At 67.5% G+C, this 16,604-nt stretch carries 17 protein-coding genes and 1 pseudogene; 7 read left to right on the top strand and 11 right to left on the bottom strand.

Features of this window, described 5'->3' with window-relative positions; translation table 11 throughout:
• Nucleotides 1–39 precede the first annotated feature (39 nt).
• A complete protein-coding gene (locus BV907_RS09285) occupies nucleotides 40–1,527 on the bottom strand; it encodes an FAD-dependent oxidoreductase (protein WP_077489452.1) in 1,488 nt (495 codons plus the stop codon).
• A 158-nt stretch (nucleotides 1,528–1,685) separates the two neighbouring features.
• On the opposite strand from BV907_RS09285, the gene BV907_RS09280 reads away from it, so the two are divergent.
• Complete coding sequence (locus BV907_RS09280; RefSeq protein ID WP_077489451.1) at nucleotides 1,686–1,952, top strand: hypothetical protein; 267 nt, start codon at nucleotides 1,686–1,688, stop codon at nucleotides 1,950–1,952.
• A 26-nt stretch (nucleotides 1,953–1,978) separates the two neighbouring features.
• Here the strand turns inward: BV907_RS09280 and BV907_RS09275 are convergent, their stop codons facing one another.
• Nucleotides 1,979–3,226: a S8 family serine peptidase gene (locus tag BV907_RS09275; RefSeq protein WP_077489450.1), complete on the bottom strand. Its 1,248-nt coding sequence runs from the start codon at nucleotides 3,224–3,226 to the stop codon at nucleotides 1,979–1,981.
• Between the two features lie 208 nt (nucleotides 3,227–3,434).
• On the opposite strand from BV907_RS09275, the gene BV907_RS09270 reads away from it, so the two are divergent.
• Nucleotides 3,435–3,899, top strand: a complete 465-nt coding sequence (locus BV907_RS09270) for a GatB/YqeY domain-containing protein (protein ID WP_077489449.1) — start codon at nucleotides 3,435–3,437, stop codon at nucleotides 3,897–3,899.
• 456 nt (nucleotides 3,900–4,355) lie between these two features.
• On the opposite strand, the gene BV907_RS09260 is transcribed toward BV907_RS09270, so the two are convergent.
• Together BV907_RS09260 and BV907_RS09255 are read right to left on the bottom strand one after the other, a co-directional pair.
• Nucleotides 4,356–4,664 carry a hypothetical protein gene (locus BV907_RS09260; RefSeq protein WP_077489447.1) on the bottom strand — a complete coding sequence of 103 codons (309 nt, stop codon included), beginning with the start codon at nucleotides 4,662–4,664 and terminating at the stop codon, nucleotides 4,356–4,358.
• 74 nt (nucleotides 4,665–4,738) lie between these two features.
• The gene (locus tag BV907_RS09255; protein WP_077489446.1) at nucleotides 4,739–5,275 is read right to left on the bottom strand and encodes an NAD(P)H-binding protein; all 537 of its coding nucleotides are present in this window, start codon (nucleotides 5,273–5,275) and stop codon (nucleotides 4,739–4,741) included.
• 286 nt (nucleotides 5,276–5,561) lie between these two features.
• Here BV907_RS09255 and BV907_RS09250 point away from each other — a divergent pair, with 286 nt between their 5' ends.
• Together BV907_RS09250 and BV907_RS18340 are read left to right on the top strand one after the other, a co-directional pair.
• A complete protein-coding gene (locus BV907_RS09250) occupies nucleotides 5,562–7,370 on the top strand; it encodes a DUF262 domain-containing protein (protein ID WP_077489445.1) in 1,809 nt (602 codons plus the stop codon).
• A gap of 13 nt (nucleotides 7,371–7,383) precedes the next feature.
• Nucleotides 7,384–7,725, top strand: coding sequence for a hypothetical protein (locus BV907_RS18340; protein WP_139346692.1), 342 nt, complete (start codon nucleotides 7,384–7,386; stop codon nucleotides 7,723–7,725).
• Nucleotides 7,726–7,808: 83 nt separating this feature from the next.
• Here the strand turns inward: BV907_RS18340 and BV907_RS19770 are convergent.
• A pseudogene (locus tag BV907_RS19770) lies at nucleotides 7,809–9,140 on the bottom strand (ISL3 family transposase).
• Between the two features lie 226 nt (nucleotides 9,141–9,366).
• On the opposite strand from BV907_RS19770, the gene BV907_RS18840 reads away from it, so the two are divergent.
• Nucleotides 9,367–9,756, top strand: a complete 390-nt coding sequence (locus BV907_RS18840) for a hypothetical protein (RefSeq protein ID WP_077489444.1) — start codon at nucleotides 9,367–9,369, stop codon at nucleotides 9,754–9,756.
• A 225-nt stretch (nucleotides 9,757–9,981) separates the two neighbouring features.
• Here BV907_RS18840 and BV907_RS18330 read toward each other — a convergent pair whose 3' ends face one another.
• Nucleotides 9,982–10,404, bottom strand: coding sequence for a hypothetical protein (locus BV907_RS18330; RefSeq protein WP_139346691.1), 423 nt, complete (start codon nucleotides 10,402–10,404; stop codon nucleotides 9,982–9,984).
• Between the two features lie 42 nt (nucleotides 10,405–10,446).
• Between BV907_RS18330 and BV907_RS19330 the strand changes: the two genes are divergently transcribed.
• Complete coding sequence (locus BV907_RS19330; RefSeq protein ID WP_245827880.1) at nucleotides 10,447–10,722, top strand: hypothetical protein; 276 nt, start codon at nucleotides 10,447–10,449, stop codon at nucleotides 10,720–10,722.
• A 104-nt stretch (nucleotides 10,723–10,826) separates the two neighbouring features.
• Here BV907_RS19330 and BV907_RS09230 read toward each other — a convergent pair whose 3' ends face one another.
• Together BV907_RS09230 and BV907_RS09225 are read right to left on the bottom strand one after the other, a co-directional pair.
• Complete coding sequence (locus tag BV907_RS09230) at nucleotides 10,827–11,483, bottom strand: peroxiredoxin (protein WP_077489442.1); 657 nt, start codon at nucleotides 11,481–11,483, stop codon at nucleotides 10,827–10,829.
• 18 nt (nucleotides 11,484–11,501) lie between these two features.
• Entirely contained in the window at nucleotides 11,502–11,804 is a 303-nt protein-coding gene (locus BV907_RS09225; protein ID WP_077489441.1) for an antibiotic biosynthesis monooxygenase family protein, read from the bottom strand.
• A 190-nt stretch (nucleotides 11,805–11,994) separates the two neighbouring features.
• On the opposite strand from BV907_RS09225, the gene BV907_RS09220 reads away from it, so the two are divergent.
• Nucleotides 11,995–13,626, top strand: coding sequence for an AfsR/SARP family transcriptional regulator (locus BV907_RS09220; protein WP_217697908.1), 1,632 nt, complete (start codon nucleotides 11,995–11,997; stop codon nucleotides 13,624–13,626).
• Here the strand turns inward: BV907_RS09220 and BV907_RS09215 are convergent.
• The 3 genes from BV907_RS09215 to BV907_RS09205 all read right to left on the bottom strand — a co-directional run bounded on the left by BV907_RS09215 (nucleotide 13,619) and on the right by BV907_RS09205 (nucleotide 16,447).
• Nucleotides 13,619–15,529, bottom strand: a complete 1,911-nt coding sequence (locus BV907_RS09215; protein ID WP_077489440.1) for a M64 family metallopeptidase — start codon at nucleotides 15,527–15,529, stop codon at nucleotides 13,619–13,621. The two genes, BV907_RS09220 and BV907_RS09215, sit on opposite strands and share 8 nt — an antisense overlap.
• Entirely contained in the window at nucleotides 15,526–15,975 is a 450-nt protein-coding gene (locus BV907_RS09210; RefSeq protein WP_077489439.1) for a hypothetical protein, read from the bottom strand. Before BV907_RS09210 ends, BV907_RS09215 begins: the two co-directional genes overlap by 4 nt.
• Before the next feature lie 118 nt (nucleotides 15,976–16,093).
• Entirely contained in the window at nucleotides 16,094–16,447 is a 354-nt protein-coding gene (locus BV907_RS09205; RefSeq protein WP_139346690.1) for a DMT family transporter, read from the bottom strand.
• Nucleotides 16,448–16,604 lie beyond the last annotated feature (157 nt).

The raw sequence follows: 16,604 nt of genomic DNA, 5'->3' as shown, positions 1-16,604 counted from the left end.
GCGGGGGGCCCCCCCCCCGCCGTCGTCCGCTCACCGCCTCTACCCCCGCCGCAGCGGCTTCACCGCGGGGCCGTTGACCACCATCCCCTCGCACGAGAACCGCGAGCCGTGCAGCGGGCAGTCCCAGGTCCGCTCGGCCTCGTTCCACTGGAGCACGCCGCCCAGGTGCGTGCAGACGCGCGAGACGTGGTGCTTCGTCCCGGCGACCTCGCAGTCCCCGGCGGGCGGCCTGCCCTTCCCCGCGGCGAGGGCCTGGGCCCAGCCGGCCGCGAGGCGGCCAACGACGCCGAGGTTGAGCGAGGCCGCCTCCTCGGCGCCGCGTCCGCTTAGGCCGGCGTGGTAGAGCTCGCGGGCCCAGGGGATGTTCCCGCCGAGGATGTCCGCGGCGATCGAGATCGCCGCCGCCACGCCGTTCGCGAGGCCCCACTTCCCGAAGCCGGTCGCGGAATGGATCCGCCCGCCGGTGCCCGGCAGCGCGCCGACGAGTGGCACGGCGCTCGCGGGGTAGTAGTCCTGCGCGGCCCAGACGTGGGTGGGCGTGGTGCCGGGGAAGCGCTCGCGCACCCAGTCGAGCAGCTCGGTGCGCAGCGCCGCCGTCGGGGCCCTGCCCGGCCGGAAGGCGCCGCCGACGACGACGAGACGCGGCCCGCCGTCGTCCGCGCCGTGCGCTTCGGGATGGCCGGGGAGCGGGGGGACCGAGCGGATCGAGCGCGAGGGAGTGTCGAGGGAGAGGTACATGCCCTGCGGGAAGCCCTCGTGGCGCTCGGGGCCGGAGAAGGCGGCGGCGAATGCGCGGCTCGGGGTCAGGAGCGCGAAGTGGCCCGCACGATTTAGAACGGTGGTCCCTGTGGCGAGGACGATGCGGTCGGCGGTGAGCGGGCCGTGGTCGGTCGCGACCTCGATCGGGCCGCCGCGACGGGCCCGCCCGGTGTCCGCGCCCGTCAGGCGGATGCCCTGCACCAGCGCCCCGCCCCGCGCGCGCAGCTCCGACGCGAGGGCCGCGAGGACGTCCATCGGGTCGACCTGCGCCTGCCCTTCGAGGCGCAGCGCGCCTGCCGTGCGGAAGGGGAGCTCGGCAGCGTCGCCCCGCCGCGCGTCGAGGCCCGCCGCGGCGCACGCTGCGTGCTCCTCTTCGAGCGGGCCTAGGGCGCCCCCGCGCTCGGCATAGGTCCACGCCGTGCGGGTCTGGTAGGGGACGCGGTGGTCGTCAAGGTAGCGCAGGAGCCACTTCTGCCCCTCGAGGTTGCCCTGGACGTAGGCCTTCAAGACCTTGTCCCCATGGTGGGTGCGGATCCGGCTGAGCATGGTCCCCTGGAGGAGGCTGACCTTGCCCGTCGTCCCGCCCGTCGTCAGCGCGCCGACCCGGCGCGCCTCGAGCAGCGCGACGCTGCGCCCCGCCCGGGAGAGCAGGACCGCCGTCGTCAGCCCCGTGATCCCGGCGCCGGCCACGACGACGTCGTAGTGGCCCCGCGCGTGGAAGCCGTCCGATCCGAGGGTCTCTGCCCGTTCCTGCCAGAGCGATCGCATATGCGTTCCCTTCTGCTCCCGGTGTCCCTTCCACCCCGGGCGAGCCCGGCTCGCAGAGGCCTGTCCCGGGCGACCCCAGCGCGTCCGGAACAGACCCCAGTGGACAGTTACCCGGCTGCCGCTGGTTGACTCGGACTCCCACAGGGTACTTCTGTGCCATGAGCGAGAACCAGAACGAGCGCAGCCCCTACGAGCCCGAGAACGTCGAGCCCCAGGACGCCGGGGACGCGGCCAACGACCTCCGCTTCTCCGAGGAGGAGCAGCTCATCAGGGAGCAGGCCCAGGGCGTCCGTCCCGACAAGCAGGACGTGCCCTCCGGCGTGCCCGGCCTGGACGAGGCTGCAGCGGGGATGGATGTGCCCGACGCCGAGCTGCGCGGGGGCGACGCGAGCGACGACCCCGCCCACCACGGCAAGGAGACGTGAAGCCGCAGCCCTGGCGGACGGGCGAGCTAGCGGACGGCCTTGCCCGCGTTCACGCGCCCATGTGCCCAGTAGGAGCCCGTGCCGGGCTTGATCCTGTCGGCGGTCGACTCCACCTTCTGGCGGACCGATGCGTTGGTGGAGCCCGGGTGTGCGCTCCAGGCGAGCGCGGCGGTGGCGGCGACGATCGGCGAGGCCATCGACGTGCCGCTCGCGATGTCAAAGCCCGGAGACCGGCCATAGGCGTCGCCGAGGGCGAACGCGTGGTTCGGGAAGGTCGAGTAGATGTTCACCCCAGGGGCGGCGACATCCACCCACTTGGCGCCGTAGGTCGAGAAGGACGCCTTGGCATCCCTGTTGTCGGTGGCGGCGACGGCAATGACGTTGGTGTAGGCGCCCGGGTAGATCTTGGACTGCGTGCCCGTGTTGCCGGCCGCGGCGACGATCACCGCACCCTGTTTCCACGCATTGTTGACGGCAATCTCGAGGGTGCTGGACGAGACGCGCATGCCGAGGCTCATATTGATGACCTTCGCGCCCTGGGCGACAGCCCAGTCGATGCCCCGGGCGATGCTCGAGGCAGAGCCCGACCCGGCGTCGTTGAGGACCTTGCCGTCGAGGATCGTGCACCCGGGGCACACGCCGGCGACGCCGACGGTGTTGTCGGCGGTGGCGGCGACGATGCCGGCCACGTGGGTGCCGTGGCCGTAGAAGTCTTCGCCGTTCGTCGACGAGCTGAAGTTGGCGCGTGCGGCAACCTTGGGCGTGATGTCGGCGTTGTCGGTTGCGACGCCCGTGTCGAGGATGGCTACCTTCGTCCCGCCGCCGGTCGTGACAGTCCACGCGTCGACGGCGTCGATGTCGGCATCTGCCTTGCCGCCGGCCACGGTGACGGTGCCTGCGGTGTTCGTGAACGACTGGCCGTCGTTCTGCAGGGCGTACTGGCGGGGGAAGTACTCGTCGGCCGTCGCGACGGTCGCGACCGCGTCCGGCTCGGCATACTCGACCGCCGGATTGTTGCCCAGCGCCGCGACGAGCCGCAGCTCCTTGCCTGCCGGCACCCGGATGAGGCGGGCACCGGTGCTGCCGATGCTCGGGCCGTCGCTGAGCCCGTGCTGGCGGAGGACGCCGGCCCGCGCGCCGTCGTTGCGGAACTTGACGAGGATCTGCCCCTCGACGTGTTCGGTCGGGCTCGCCGCCCCCGCTGCGGGTGGCAGGGTCAGCGGGCACAACCCGATGACCACCGCTGCGAGACTGGCGAGAACTGCCTTCTTCATAGTCGCACTCCCTCGATGCTTGGCTACGCAGCAAGCAACCTGAGCCCAGCCTTCGGCGGCAAGCGTGTCCCGATGGTACACCGAGGCGCCGCCGAGCCCCAGAGGCCTCAGCGGCACCTCGGTCTAGGCGCGCGGATGTTCTCCAACGTCATCGCTGCGGCGCCGGCCCCGCGGGCCTACGATCCTAGAAAGGGAAGAAGGTGCGCTCATGTCCACGCTCAAGGAACGCCTCCACGCCGACCTGGTCACCCACATGAAGTCCGGGGACAAGACGGCTCTCGGCACGATCCGCAACGTCCTCGGCGAGATCGAGACGCGGGAGAAGTCCGGCAAGACGCCGGTCGCCCTCGACGACGCCCAGGTCACCGCCCTCCTGCAGAAGGAGGCGACCAAGCGCCGCGAGACGGCAACGATCTACACGGGGGCCGGCGAGGCGGAACGGGCCGCGGCGGAGATCGCCGAGGCCGAGGTCATTGAGGGCTACCTGCCCCGGCCACTGACCCGGGCCGAGGTCGAGGAGATCGTGGACCGCGTCATCGCTGGGCTCCGGGCCGAGGGGCAGGAGCCCAGCGTGCGGCAGATGGGCGCCGTCATGAAGCCGGTCACCGCAGAGGTCGCGGGGCGGTTCGACGGCAAGGCCGTGAGCGAGATCGTCCGAACGCGGCTCGGCTAGTCCCGGACTATGGCATCAGCCGGACCAGACGTCTCCGGCCAAGAGTCGGGGGACCTGTTCCTGGGCCGTCTGCTCGCTCATCCCTGCACCCATCAGGGCCCCGAGTGCCCGATCCTGCCATCTACCCGGGTCCAGCTGCTCCTGATGTGGGACCTGTCCGGACACCCCTTGGGGGAGGGGCCGGGACTCGACGACGACGATCTCCATTGATCCACCCTCGCTTCCTGTGAAAGACAGTAGTGCGCACCGCTTAGGCAGCCGACATACCAGCTCCGCTTGCTGGAGCCCTGGTCGGGTCGGAGGCTTTCGACGGTAGGTTCGTCCAGATCGCATCCCAGGGGCAGTCGATGCTGCCGCCGTAGGCGCGTGATGGCCGTCACACGAAATTAGCATCTAGACCGGTCTGCCGCTAGCCCGATTTTTTCGTCAGGCTCCGCCCCCGCTAATCCGCCTTCGTCAGGCGTCCACCTCCATGCACTCATTGATCTGGATCGTGCCGCCTTCCTTGAGGAAGGGGTGGCCCTCGAGCATGGCGCGGGCCTCCCCATACGAGCGGGCCCGGATGATCGAGTAGCCGTCGATCTCGACCGCGTCGGCCGGCTGGCCGACCGCCATCTGCCCGGACTGCAGCAGGGGCGCGCCGAACTCCACCAGTGCGTCGCCCAGAGCCTCCTTGGCCCATGCGCGGAAGGATTTGCGGCTGGCCGTGGCGTACTCGATGTCCGGATACGCCATCCCGTGGTACGTGATGAGGAACAGTGCCATCGCTGCCTCCGCGCCGCCGATGTGATCTACATCACAGTACCGCCGCCGCCGTCCCGGGCGAAGACTTCGCGCGGTCACCTCGGGGCCGCGAGCACCTCCTCGAGGGACATCGGGCGGCGTCCGGTGAGGCGCTCGACGTCGTGGCTCACCTCTGCCATTTCCCCCGCGGCGATCGCGGCGTGGTGGTCGGCGTAGAGGCAGTCCCGCAGGAACGTCCACCCCATGCCGGAGGCCTTGATCCGCGCCTCGGTGTGGAAGTGCTCGCGGGCGAGGGTGAACGTCGCATCCGCCGCGGCGCCCATGAACGACGTGTAGACGACGTGCCGCACCCCCGCCGCCGCGGCCGCGTCGATGAAGGAGAAGTGCTCGGAGAGCCGCTTCTCGTTCTCGCGGCCCGAGACCATGAACAGCGTCTCGATCCCCGCCAGGGAGTCCTCGCAGAGCTTGCGGTCGGCGTAGTCGGCCGGGCGCACGACGGCGTGGGGCAGCTCGGGTGCCTTCGCCTCGTTCCGCGCGGGCAGGACGAGCGGCAGGCCTTCGGCCGCGAGCTCGCGGGCGACGAGTCCGCCCACGGCCCCGGTGGCGCCGGTGATGGCGAGGGAGGCTGTCATGGGGAAGAGACTACGTCGCTGGGGCTGTGGCGGGGGGCACCAGCATTGGGTCACCTACTCGAAGTCTAACTCCGACAGGACCTAAGGACGGGTTTGTTCGATGTTGAGTATGGGGATCACAATTTGTGACTTCGGGCTGATGGTTGTGCGCCGTCTTCTGCTTGAACCCGTCTGCTATCGCCTAATGGGCCTCGGCACATGCTGGCTTCAACGCTCGGCTTCGTTGGATCGGCCCTGAGGTACCCTGGCCAAGAAATATCGATCTGGATGGACTCGGGGGGTAAGTGTGGCGAACACGAACGGACTTCAGGCGGAGCCAATCAGACTTGGACAGCGGCTCGGAGACCAGGTGCAGCTCTACTGCCCGCTATTCCAGCGCAGTTATGTGTGGGGCCAGCAGCAGATCAATCAGCTGTGGGATGACATCGACACCGTCCTTGATGGTCAGTACCAAAGTAGGTTCCTGGGGGCCCTGGTCTTCGATGATGAGCAGGGGCAGACAGCCAGCAAGGCTGGCCAATACTGGGTCATAGACGGGCAACAGCGTCTGACTACGATGTACCTCACGGTGGTGGCCCTTGCAAGCATCGCCCGGAAATGGGGCGATGAGGGACGCGTTATCGCCAACGATCTATACAGCGATTACCTCGTCAGTACAAAGAGTGACACTCGCTACCGCCCGAGGCTCCGCCCAACGCTTCGAGATACTCATCAGTTCAATTCCATAATGCAAATTGCCTTGGCGGAGTACGACGTTGTCCTGGACCTTACGGCCCAGGCTGGCGATGCAGAAGGCAATATGACAAAGTCTTTCTCCCTCGTTCGAAGAAAGATCGAAGAGCGTACGCTCCTCGATGAACTCGGGCAACCCCTCGAGGGCTCAGATGTGGTTGAGAGGATAGCTCACCTTAGAGACGTGCTACTCGACCAACTCGAATTCGTTGAGATCCGTCTCGGAGACTTTCATGATGCGAATGAGGTTTTCGACCGTCTCAATAAGGAGGGTATGCGTCTGGGCCTCATCGACCTAGTGCGAAATGAAGTTCTCAAGCGTCTGAAGGATGACGCATCGATGGCGCTCCAGCTGTACGCCTCGGAGTGGCAATCTTTTGAGGAGAACTTCCCGAACGCCGCATCACGAGAGAGCTATTTCTTTCCCTTCGCCCTGACCGTCGACTCGACGATCACCAAAGCTACGACGTTCAAACGGCTGGTAAAGCACTGGCGTGATATCACGTCTGACGGGGAGTTCACCGCGAAGCAGGAGCTCAAGGAGATCATGGGTGACCTGTCGCGCCACCAGGCGGCATACAACGCCATCGACTCAGGGAATGTCACGGCGTTCGACAAGGACTTGCACGCGGGCATACTTCGACTCAATGGGCTGAATCGTCCTTCAACCCTGTATCCCTATGCCATGCAGCTACTGACGGCCACGTTGGGAGGCGATGCCCCAGTGGAAGACGCCGTGGCATGCCTCGACATCATTGAAGCATTTCTCGTGCGGCGTGCGCTCCTGGGAATCGAACCAACTGGACTCCACGCAATCTTCAAGAAACTTTGGAGCGATGCGGGGTGGAGTCCGCTAGGCGTCCGGCAGTCTATCGTGAGCAAGACTGTTGTCTATCCCTCCGATGAGCAATTTTCGGCGGCTGTCGTGTCCGGGTCGCTATACGGCCGAAGAGTCGCCCCGTTCATATTGGCAGAATACGAGCATGACCAGTCGAAGATCGATGTGATGAAGATGCTGCCTGCCATGACCATTGATCATGTAATGCCACAGAAATACAACCAGCACTGGGCCGACAAATTCTCTCCCGAGCAGCACGCGCAGTGGGTCAATACATGGGCAAATTTGGTTCCCCTCTCCGGGCCCGCCAATTCTTCCAAGCAAGATCGAAGCTGGGGTGAGGCCAGAGAATTGCTTCAGGCCGAGACGGTGTTTTCAACAACGAAAAACATCTACTTCAAAAATGTGGACTGGACGCCGGAGGTTCTTGCAGCACGTGCTGCCGAATTGAGTGGATGGGCTCTCGCGAGGTGGCCATTCTACAGCTCATTGACTGAGGCTTCCGTTCCTCGGCTCGATGGATGATGAGGCCTGAGCGATGCCTGATACCGCATCTGGGCGCAACGCACCCTGGACACTTGGTGAAATCCGGGTCATTGTTGACATCTATTTCGAAATGCTTGAATACGAACTGTCATCGGCAAATTACGTCAAGGCGGGCTATAACCGGGAGATCCAGGCCAAAACGGGCAGGTCAAGGCAATCTGTAGATTACAAATTCTGCAATATCAGCCACGTGCTGAAGGAAGCAGGCTACCCCTCAATCGATGGGTATAAGCCGAGGAGCAATACTCAGAGTGCTTTGCGTGATGTTGTCTTGAAGCGCGCGGCGGTCCTTCCCTACTTGCAGTCTTTTGGCCAGGATGGTCGAAGGGCTTGACCTACGAGTTCAGCGTGGTTGCCCATGTCGGCGCATCCGCCTCCTGATGCCCTCTAGAGCCCGGCCAAACCGGCTCTTCGGATCTAAGCATGGTTCGGGTTTTTCCTCCATGGTCGGTGGCCGCCGGCTGAGAGCAGGCATCTGAGTCTGTAGTTGGCGAAGTTGCGGAATCCGCGGGCGATGCGGCGGGTGGTTTCGATGACCCCGTTGACGGCCTCGGTGGGCCCGTTGGAGGCGCCCTTGGTGTCGAAGTAGGCCAGGAACGCTTGCCGCCATCGCCGCAGGGTCTTCCCGAGCCGGGCGATCTCCGGGATCGGGCAGGACGGGAAGGCCTTGAGGACCTGCTCGGCGATCGCCCTGCCGACGGCGGGGTCGGTGGCGGTGTAGACGGAGCGGAGCTGCTGGGCGCAGGTCCAGGCGAGCTCGACCTCGAAGTGCTCGCTGTGGGCGTCGAATGCCCTGGCCAGACGGGCCTTCTGCTTCTCGGTGAGCCGCTCGGCCCCGCAGCGCAGGGTGCGCTGGATCCCGTAGAGCGGGTCGCCCTTTGTGGCCGCGGTGGCCGAGGGTGGCCTGCTGGACGCGCCGGCGGACCTCGTCCACGGCGGCGGTGCCGAGCTTCACTACGTGGAAGGCATCGAGCACCGCAACGGCGTCTTCGAGCTGGTCGTCGATGGCGTTCTTGTAGCCCTGGAAGGGGTCCAGCGCCGCGACCTTGACCCCTGTCCGGAAGGCCTCGCCCCTGTCCTTGAGCCAGTCCCGGTAGACCGGCCCGGACCGCCCTTCGACCAGGTCCAGCAGCCTGGCCCTGGGCTTCCCGTCAGCGCCGAGGGTGTGGTCCACGATGCCGGTGACCATGCCGGATCCGGGCGGGCCGGTGTGGGACCAGAGATGCTCGTCCACACCCAGCGCGTCGATGCCGGCGAGCCGTCCTGGATCGGCGAGGCGGCGCTGGGCCTCGGCCGCGACCGGGTCCCAGACGGTGCCCCAGTCCACCCCGAGGTGCCCGGGCCAGGGCCGACACGGACGTGTCGTCGCGCTCGAGCGCGTCCGTGGCCCAGCAGACCGCCCGCGCGCTGAGCTTCGCTCGCGGGGCGGCGAACGGGTGGGCCTCGGAGAACGTCTTCTTCGGGCACGCTGGCTCCGGGCAGCGCCAGATCCTCTTGAGCCAGCGAACCCGCACCGGGGTACCGAAGCAGGGCGTGTCCGCGACAGTGTGGACCCGGCGGCCGTGCCCGACGGGCCACGCATCCGCATCCGGGACACCCGCCGATGTCCGCGTCGGTCTCGACCGTCACGCACAGACGCCCGTCGGCATCGTCGAAGCTGACCTCGAGCACGTGCAGGCCGGGGAAATGGAACAGGGCATCGGCCCGGGCGCACCACCGCGCTCCGGGCCCACAAGTACAGTGGTCCATGTCGAGGTCTTCGGTTGGGTTGCTTGGTCGCTACCTATCCTGAAGACCTCGACCTCTCTCAGCGCCGCAACGCCACGCCGGCACCCTCAACCATGCTTAGATCCGAAGGGCCGCCAAACCATTACCAGCTGTCGCAGGCGACGGAGGACCACCTCGCCGTAGTCCGCCACCCCCAGCCCTGTAGTGTGAGACAGCCGACACGAGGCGAGGAAGGGGCGGCCGGGACATGGAGTCGTTGGTGGACATCGCCTACAGGGTGATCTCCCTCGCGGGCTGGGGCATCGGCCCGACGATGCTCGTCGCCGCAGCCGTCAAATTCGCCGGCTTCCTCCTGTGCCTCTTCCTCGCCGAGGAGACCCGCGGCATGACCCTCGCCCAGGCGGGCGGCGAGGCCGCGCACGACGGAGAGGCGGCGCCGTCGTCCGTCGGCTCGCCCGAGCCGGCGGCCGCCACGAGCGACGCGACCGCAGTGCACGCCGGGCCCGCGCCGAGAAAGGTGCGGGCCCGGCGTAGTGGGCTGCAGCCTCCGCAGGTGCGCGCTGGACCTCCTTGTTGTCCAGCGAAGATACACAAGATTCACAAGGTACACAGGCTTACACAGGCTTACACAGGGTAGCTGTGCTGCCGCATGCTCGTCGGGCGGGTTGCGACTCACCCTGTAGCGAACAGCTCCTGCGGGACATTGGCGGCGCGTGACAAGCTCTGCTCATGTCCTTAGGAGGGATTTGCCACCCCGCTGCGCTGGCAGCACGGGCCCCGGGGCCGCCAGTACCCGGGGCCTCGCCGTGCTGTGCGGCCTCTGAAACCCGGGACGGGCCCTCGCCGCTCTAAGACAGAACCATCACGTGGATGTGGGGCCACTGTTAAACGCGTGGCCCTTGCCTACGAAGAAGGCATTGATGGAGACCATGCCGCTGCCCGCCTCCACCTCAATATCCCTCCGGCTGTTGGGTCTCGACGACGAAGCGTTCTCTCTGGTGTAATACGGAACTTCCGGATCGGTGTTGAAACTTCCCCCCGGAAAGGGGAAGAACTCAGGTCCCTCGGCGTAATCCCTGAGCGCCGGGGCCTTGTAGACCGGGGCCATGTGGTTGAAAAGCATCCAGTTGTCGTCGGTACGCGGTACCAAGGTGCGATCCCCTTCAGGACCGTAGGAGTGAATTACGGTTTCGTTCCAATACCCCCGCACGGTCCCTTCTGCTCCGAACTTGTAGGTGTAGTGGAAGTTGCCGTCCTCTGGGTAGCTGAAGTGGACTTCCGTCAACCCGGGCCAAGGTAGCCAAAGCTGGAAGGGGGTGAGCTCCCCGTGGATCAGGTGGCCTCCCCGTGCCCGGTCGATCCTGAAGATCCGGAAGTGCAGTTCCCCGACTCGAACGAAAATCTTGATCGCCACAAGCAGGATTCTGACGCCTCCGCTTGCCCGCCGCACGGCTGGATTATCGGCAGCCCTTCGAGGCTGAACACCGTCAGCAACTACCGCGCTCGCCTGATCGAGGCGGGCCTCATCGAGCAGGCTGGCTACGGCAGAGTGGACTTCGCGATTCCGGGGCTGCGCGAATACCTCAGGGCCCGCCCGGCGTGAGGGCTGGCCTCGGCACCGCCCAGATGCGCAGGGCCTCGGCACCGCCCAGATGCGCAGGGCCTCGGCATTGCCGAGGCCCTGCGCGCGCCTGATCCAGTCCGCGATCATGCCGGCTGGGGGACGATCCGAATGTACGGCTTCGGCTCCTTCCACTCGCCGAAGATCTCGCGGGCCTCGTCGTTCTTGACCGAGCCGGCGATGATGACGTCCTCGCCCTGCTTCCAGTTGACCGGCGTCGCCACGCGGTGCTTCGCGGTGAGCTGCAGCGAGTCGATGACGCGCAGCACCTCGTCGAAGTTGCGACCGGTGGTCATGGGATAGACGAGGATCAGCTTGACCTTCTTGTCCGGCCCGATCACGAACACGTTGCGCACGGTCTGGTTGTCCGCGGGCGTGCGGGCCTTGGCGTCCCCGGCCGTGGCGGCCGGGAGCATGCCGTACAGCTTCGCCACGGCGAAGTCGTCGTCGCCGACCACGGGGTAGTTCGGGCGAGCCCCCTGCGTCTCCTCGATGTCGGCGGCCCACCGTTCGTGATCCGCCGTCGAGTCCACGGAGAGGCCCATGATCTTGACTCCGCGCCTGTCGAATTCGGGCTTGATCTTGGCCATGTAGCCAAGCTCGGTCGTGCAGACCGGCGTGAAGTCCTTGGGGTGTGAGAACAGGACCCCCCAGGACTCGTCGAGCCAGTCGTGGAAGCGGATCTCGCCGGCAGTGGTCTTGGCCGAGAAATCGGGTGCGATATCACCCAGTTGCAGTCCCATCGTTTCCTCCTTGAGCATTTACGGGACGTGTACTACGCGTTCGTAGTCGCTGCCGGACATGCGTTCGCAGAGCTCACGGCACGCCGACAACTTCACAGCGAACCCAGGGTCGTTCTTCCACTGCTCTCGTGCGTCGGTGTCCTTCCACTCCGAGAACGACAGGAATTCGCTGGGCGTCGCGACTGACTGGAGCAGGCTCGCCTCGACCATCGCCGGATGGAACTGATGCGTCCACTCCAAGAACTCCCTCCACTTCACTTGGAACTCGTCTTCCCGGCCCGGCAGCACATGCCACCGTCCCGAGGCATACGCGTCTGGCATCTGAAGTTTCACCTCCTCAAGTTGTCTCCTGCATTTCCGAGGGTAGGGAGACCTTGTTCCCTGACCGTTCCCTGCTTAATCTCGAGGCGTGGCGACGTGTGTCATCGTCATGCTGGGCTCGTTCCACGTCGTGTACGACGGCCGGACGGTCCCCGACGACTCGTGGAAGCGGACCAAGGCTGCCGGGCTCGTGAAGATCCTCGCCCTCGCAGAAGGGCGCCGCATGCATCGGGACGCCCTGGCCGACTTGCTGTGGCCCGATCTCGACGCGCAGGCCGCCGCCTCGAACCTCCGCAAGGCGATCCATTTCGTGCGCGCAGCCCTGGGCTCCTCGGATGCCGTGCAGGCGCGCGGCGAGCTCCTCATGCTGCTCCCCGACGCCGAGGTCTCGATTGACGCGGACCGATTCGAGGCAGACGGGCGCGCTGCCCTCGCCTCATCGACGGGGGTGGACGAGGCGCTCGCACTGTACCGAGGCGAACTTCTTCCTGCCGACCGATTCGCCACATGGGCTGAGGAACCCCGCGACCGGCTGCGGACGCTGTACCTGCGTCTGCTCAAGGCCGCGGGCCGATGGGACGACGTACTCGACGCCGAGCCCAGCGACGAAGAAGCACACCGCGCGATCATGGTTCGGGCCCTCGAGGCAGGCGACCGCCAGGGCGCGATCCGCCAATTCGAGCGGCTCTGCCGGGTGCTGCGAGCCGATCTGGGGATAGGACCGGGCGCGGAGACGGTCGCGGTCTACGAGGAGGCGATCGCGGACGATGGCCGACGCGCGGAGAATCGCGTCCGGTCGATGCTGGCGCGAGCGCTCATCGCGCTCAACAGCGGCAACCTCACCGAGGCCACGTCCTATGCCCGGCATGCGCGCGAATTGGCCTTTGCCGCGAACATGGACCGAGAGATCGGCGAGTCCAGCGCGGTGCTCAGCATCGCGGCGAACATGCAGAACCGCTGGCCCGAGCAGTTCGAGGCCGAGTTCGTGGAGTTCACCCACCACGACTCCCAGCGGTCCGGCCACGTGCTCGACGCGCAGCTGTGCCTCGCCGAATACTGCCTGTGCGGGCCCGGGGGGCACCGGGACATCATGCAGCAGGCGGCGCGGCTGCGCACCGTCGCCGAGCGAGCTGGCTCTGTGCATGGTGAGGCCATGGCCGACCTCCTGCTGGGTGAGGCGGCACTGTTCTCCGGCGAGCTCGGCGAAGCGCGGAGCCGGCTCCAGTCCGCGCTCGAGCTGCACCTGCGCGCTGGGGCCAAGGCCGGGGAGATCCTCACGCGACAGCGACTGGCTGAGCTTGATCTCCTCCAGGATCGACCCGAGGCGGCCGCACGGGAAGCGACACGCGCGCTGGGTGCCGCCGCGTCGACGTGGCTCGAGCCGCACCTCGTGGTGCGCCTGTACTGCGTGCTCGTCGGGGCGGCCACCTCTCCAGTGCAGGCAGTCCGCATCATCGAGCGAGCCGACGCCGCCCTGGCCGGCAAGAGTGTCTGTCCGCCCTGCTCGATGGGCTTCAACGTCGCCGCGGCGACAGGCTACGCCCTGGCAGGGAGGCTCGACGCCGCCCGCCGTCGGCTGGCCACCGCCGAGCAACTCGCCGGCTTGTGGCCCGGCGGGCCGTGGCACGTCGCGCTCTGGGAGGCGCGCGGGGTCCTCCGTCGCGCAGAGGGCCACGATGATCAGGCCAACGCCCTGTTCCGGGAGGCTGCTTCCAGCTTCGCCGAGCTCGGGAGACGCCAAGACCAGTTGCGCTGCCTGGCCCGAGCGGAACGGAGACCGTTGCCGGCGACGAGCGCAACGTCTCACCGGGGCTTCAGGTGACCGCGAGCTGGAACCATCCCGCCCAGCCCGTCGAACCGTCCCACCACGTGCTGTAGGCCTTGCCGTCGGAGCCGACGGCGAAGACGTCGATGTGCTCGGCGTACCGCGAGATCGCCGTGACCGTGCTGCCCGGCGAGGCGACGCCGCCCGAGACGACGAACCAGCCGGCCCAGCCCGTCGTGTCGTGCCACCACGTGCTGTAGATCCGGTTGTCCGTGCCGACCGTGAACAGGTCGAGGTGGTTCGAGTACCGCGCGATCGCGGTGACCTGCGAGCCTGGCGACGCGACGCCGCCGGAGACCTGGAACCACGTGCCCCAGCCGCCTCGGACGTTCCACCATGTGCTCACGATCCGGCCGGACGGGTCGGTCGTGAACAGGTCCAGCTGGTCGCGGTGGCGGGCGACGACGTTGACGGTTGCGTCCGCGCGCGCGGACTGGTCGCCCACGCGGAACCAGCCGGCCCAGCCGCTGCGCTCGTCCCACCAACAGCTGTAGACCTTGTTGTCCGTGCCGACCACGAAGAGGTCGAGGTGGAAGGGATAGCGCGCGATGGCCGTGACCTGCGCGCCGTTGGCGGCGATGCCGCCGGAGACGTGGAACCAGCCGGACCACCCGCTCGCGGCGTCCCACCAGCACGACATGATGCGCCCGTCGTTGGCGATCGTGAACACGTCCAGGTGCCCGGTGTAGCGCGAGACGACGTTGACCGTGGATCCCGGCCGGGCCACGAGGCCCCCGGCGAGCACGAACCACGACGACCAGCCGGTGCTCACGTCCCACCACGCGCTGTAGACACGGTTGTCCGTGCCGACCGTGAAGACGTCCAGGTGGCCGGCGTAGCGCGAGACGGCTGTGACGGGGGAGCCGGGGCCGCCGGGCGAGGCGATGCCGCCGGAGAGGTGGAACCAGCCGGCCCATCCGGTGGACGGGCTCCACCAGTCGGAGACGGTGCGGCCCGCCGAGTCGACCGCGAAGACGTCGAGGTGCTCCGGGTACCTGGCGACGACCGAGATCGGGGTGCGCCGCCGCGCGTCGAGCGTCGTGAGCGGGAAGATCCGGTTCCAGATCACGGCCCGGCACACCGCACAGAACGGCACGCCGAGGTTGCGCATCTTGCAGTCGAACTCGGGCCGGAAGGCGCCGCAGTGGTAGTAGTGCGCGCCCTCGAACGCGCCCACGGTCCCGGCCGGGACGGGGCTCGGCCGGGAGTCCACGGTCGAGCAGTCCGGGTTGGACATGGTCGGGATCGCCGTTGAGGCGGCGACGGCCCAGCGCCACTTGAGCGTGGCCCGGTTCGAATTGATGGTGACGTTGGGCTCGGAGGGCTCTGTGGCCGGGTGGTGGTCGTGGCCCGGCTCGCTGCCGCCGGCGTAGTACGGGTACTCGTCGGCCAGGCCGAAGGCGGTGTGCCCGGCCTCGTGGATCGCGATTTCGTTCGCGCCGGTCGCGAGGGAGAACGTGCCCACCGAGCCGCCGGCGCCGCCGTAGACGGTCGAGTTGACCACGAGGAGCGCGAGCGTGAATTCGGGGACCTGCGCCGCGGCGACGGTGAGCACCGTCGTCGTGTTGCACAGCAGGAGGCGGCGGATGCCGTTCCCGCCGAAGGTCGCATCGAAGTAGGTGCGCGCCGTCGCGCCCGTGCCGCCGGCCGACGTCGGGTCGTCCGCGCCCGAATCGGTCGAGGTGACGTTGACCCGGAAGACGTTGATCGCCGGGGCCAGGTCGTTGAACGGCGGCGTGCCGAGGAGGGCCGTGACGAACGCGGTGCAGGCCGAGTTGAACGTGCCCTGCTGGGCCGCCTGGAAGCCGTCGCCGAGCAGGACGATGTTGAAGGCCCGGTTGCGCGGGGCGGACCCGCTGATCTGGGTCGTGCCGGTGACGGTGCCGTCGGCGGTGGTCATGGCTGGCCCCCGAACTGGAGGTCGAACACGCCGAGCACGGTCTCCTCGCCCTTGCCCGCGGCGCGGGGCGGGGCCGCCTCGCCGGGCGGCGGGGGAGCGGGGGCGCGCACGTCGAGCACGGCCACCGAGCGGGAGGCCGGCGGTGCGGGCACGACGACGGTGAACGCGCCTTTCGGGCGCTCGACGTCGACGCGCGTGATCGGCTCGCCCGGGGTCTCGGGGAAGACCTCCGCGCTCGCGGTGTCGATGCGGACCGGGACGCGCACGAGCCCGTTGCCCTCGCTGTCGCGGACCTCGACGAAGCGCCCGGCGCGCAACTCCCGGCGAGTGTCGAAGCCGGTGACGGCCACATCGACAGGTGACTGGTGGACGAGCCGGATGTCGTCGCCGTCGTACTCGAAGATGAGCCGGACGGCTCGAGGTGCGGTGCTGTCGTTCTCTGGCATGGAGGTTCCCCTGACCCGATGCTGGGCCCCGCCGGGCGGGGCGATGACTCCATCAGTAGACGTCCGTGACTGAGCAGGGTCAATAAGTCAAATCGACTCATTTATTCGACAAGTGCCGTCAATCCGCAGGACTCCGCGGAACACGCGGCGGGCGGGAGGCCGCCGGCTTCGTCCGGTGAAGCTGGGAGCTTCGGCGGAAGGTGCCGCCCGGGGCCTCTCGGTGGATCGCCTTGAGCCCCACGACGCCGCCCAGGACCTTGAGCGCAGAGACCGCCTCGTCGCCGGTGGCCATCGCGTAGACGACGGTGAGTACCGCCCCGACCCCGACCCGCACGGCGTAGGAAGTCCCGACGGGGAGCTCGCGCATGGCGAACCCGAGGCCCGCCATGCTCGCGGGGAGCGCGGCGAAGAAGACGGCCGAGGGCCAGTCGCGTGAATCCCTCCGACGATCCAGAACATCACGGCCTCCCACGGTGCCGCCGCTGGGGGCCGGACCTTGACCCGGTGACTCGGCTCACACTACGCTAATCACGAAGGACGATAACTGATTCTCAGAATCTGAGAATCATCGAGGGATCCATCGATGACAAGGCGCAACGAGGCGCCACAAACTACATTGAGGTTGAAAA

The sequence above is a fragment of the Sinomonas mesophila genome (genome assembly GCF_001999765.1).
GTDB lineage: Bacteria > Actinomycetota > Actinomycetes > Actinomycetales > Micrococcaceae > Sinomonas > Sinomonas mesophila.
The sequence above is the reverse complement of the archived record's forward strand: the minus strand, read 5'-3'. Positions and strand labels throughout refer to the sequence as shown.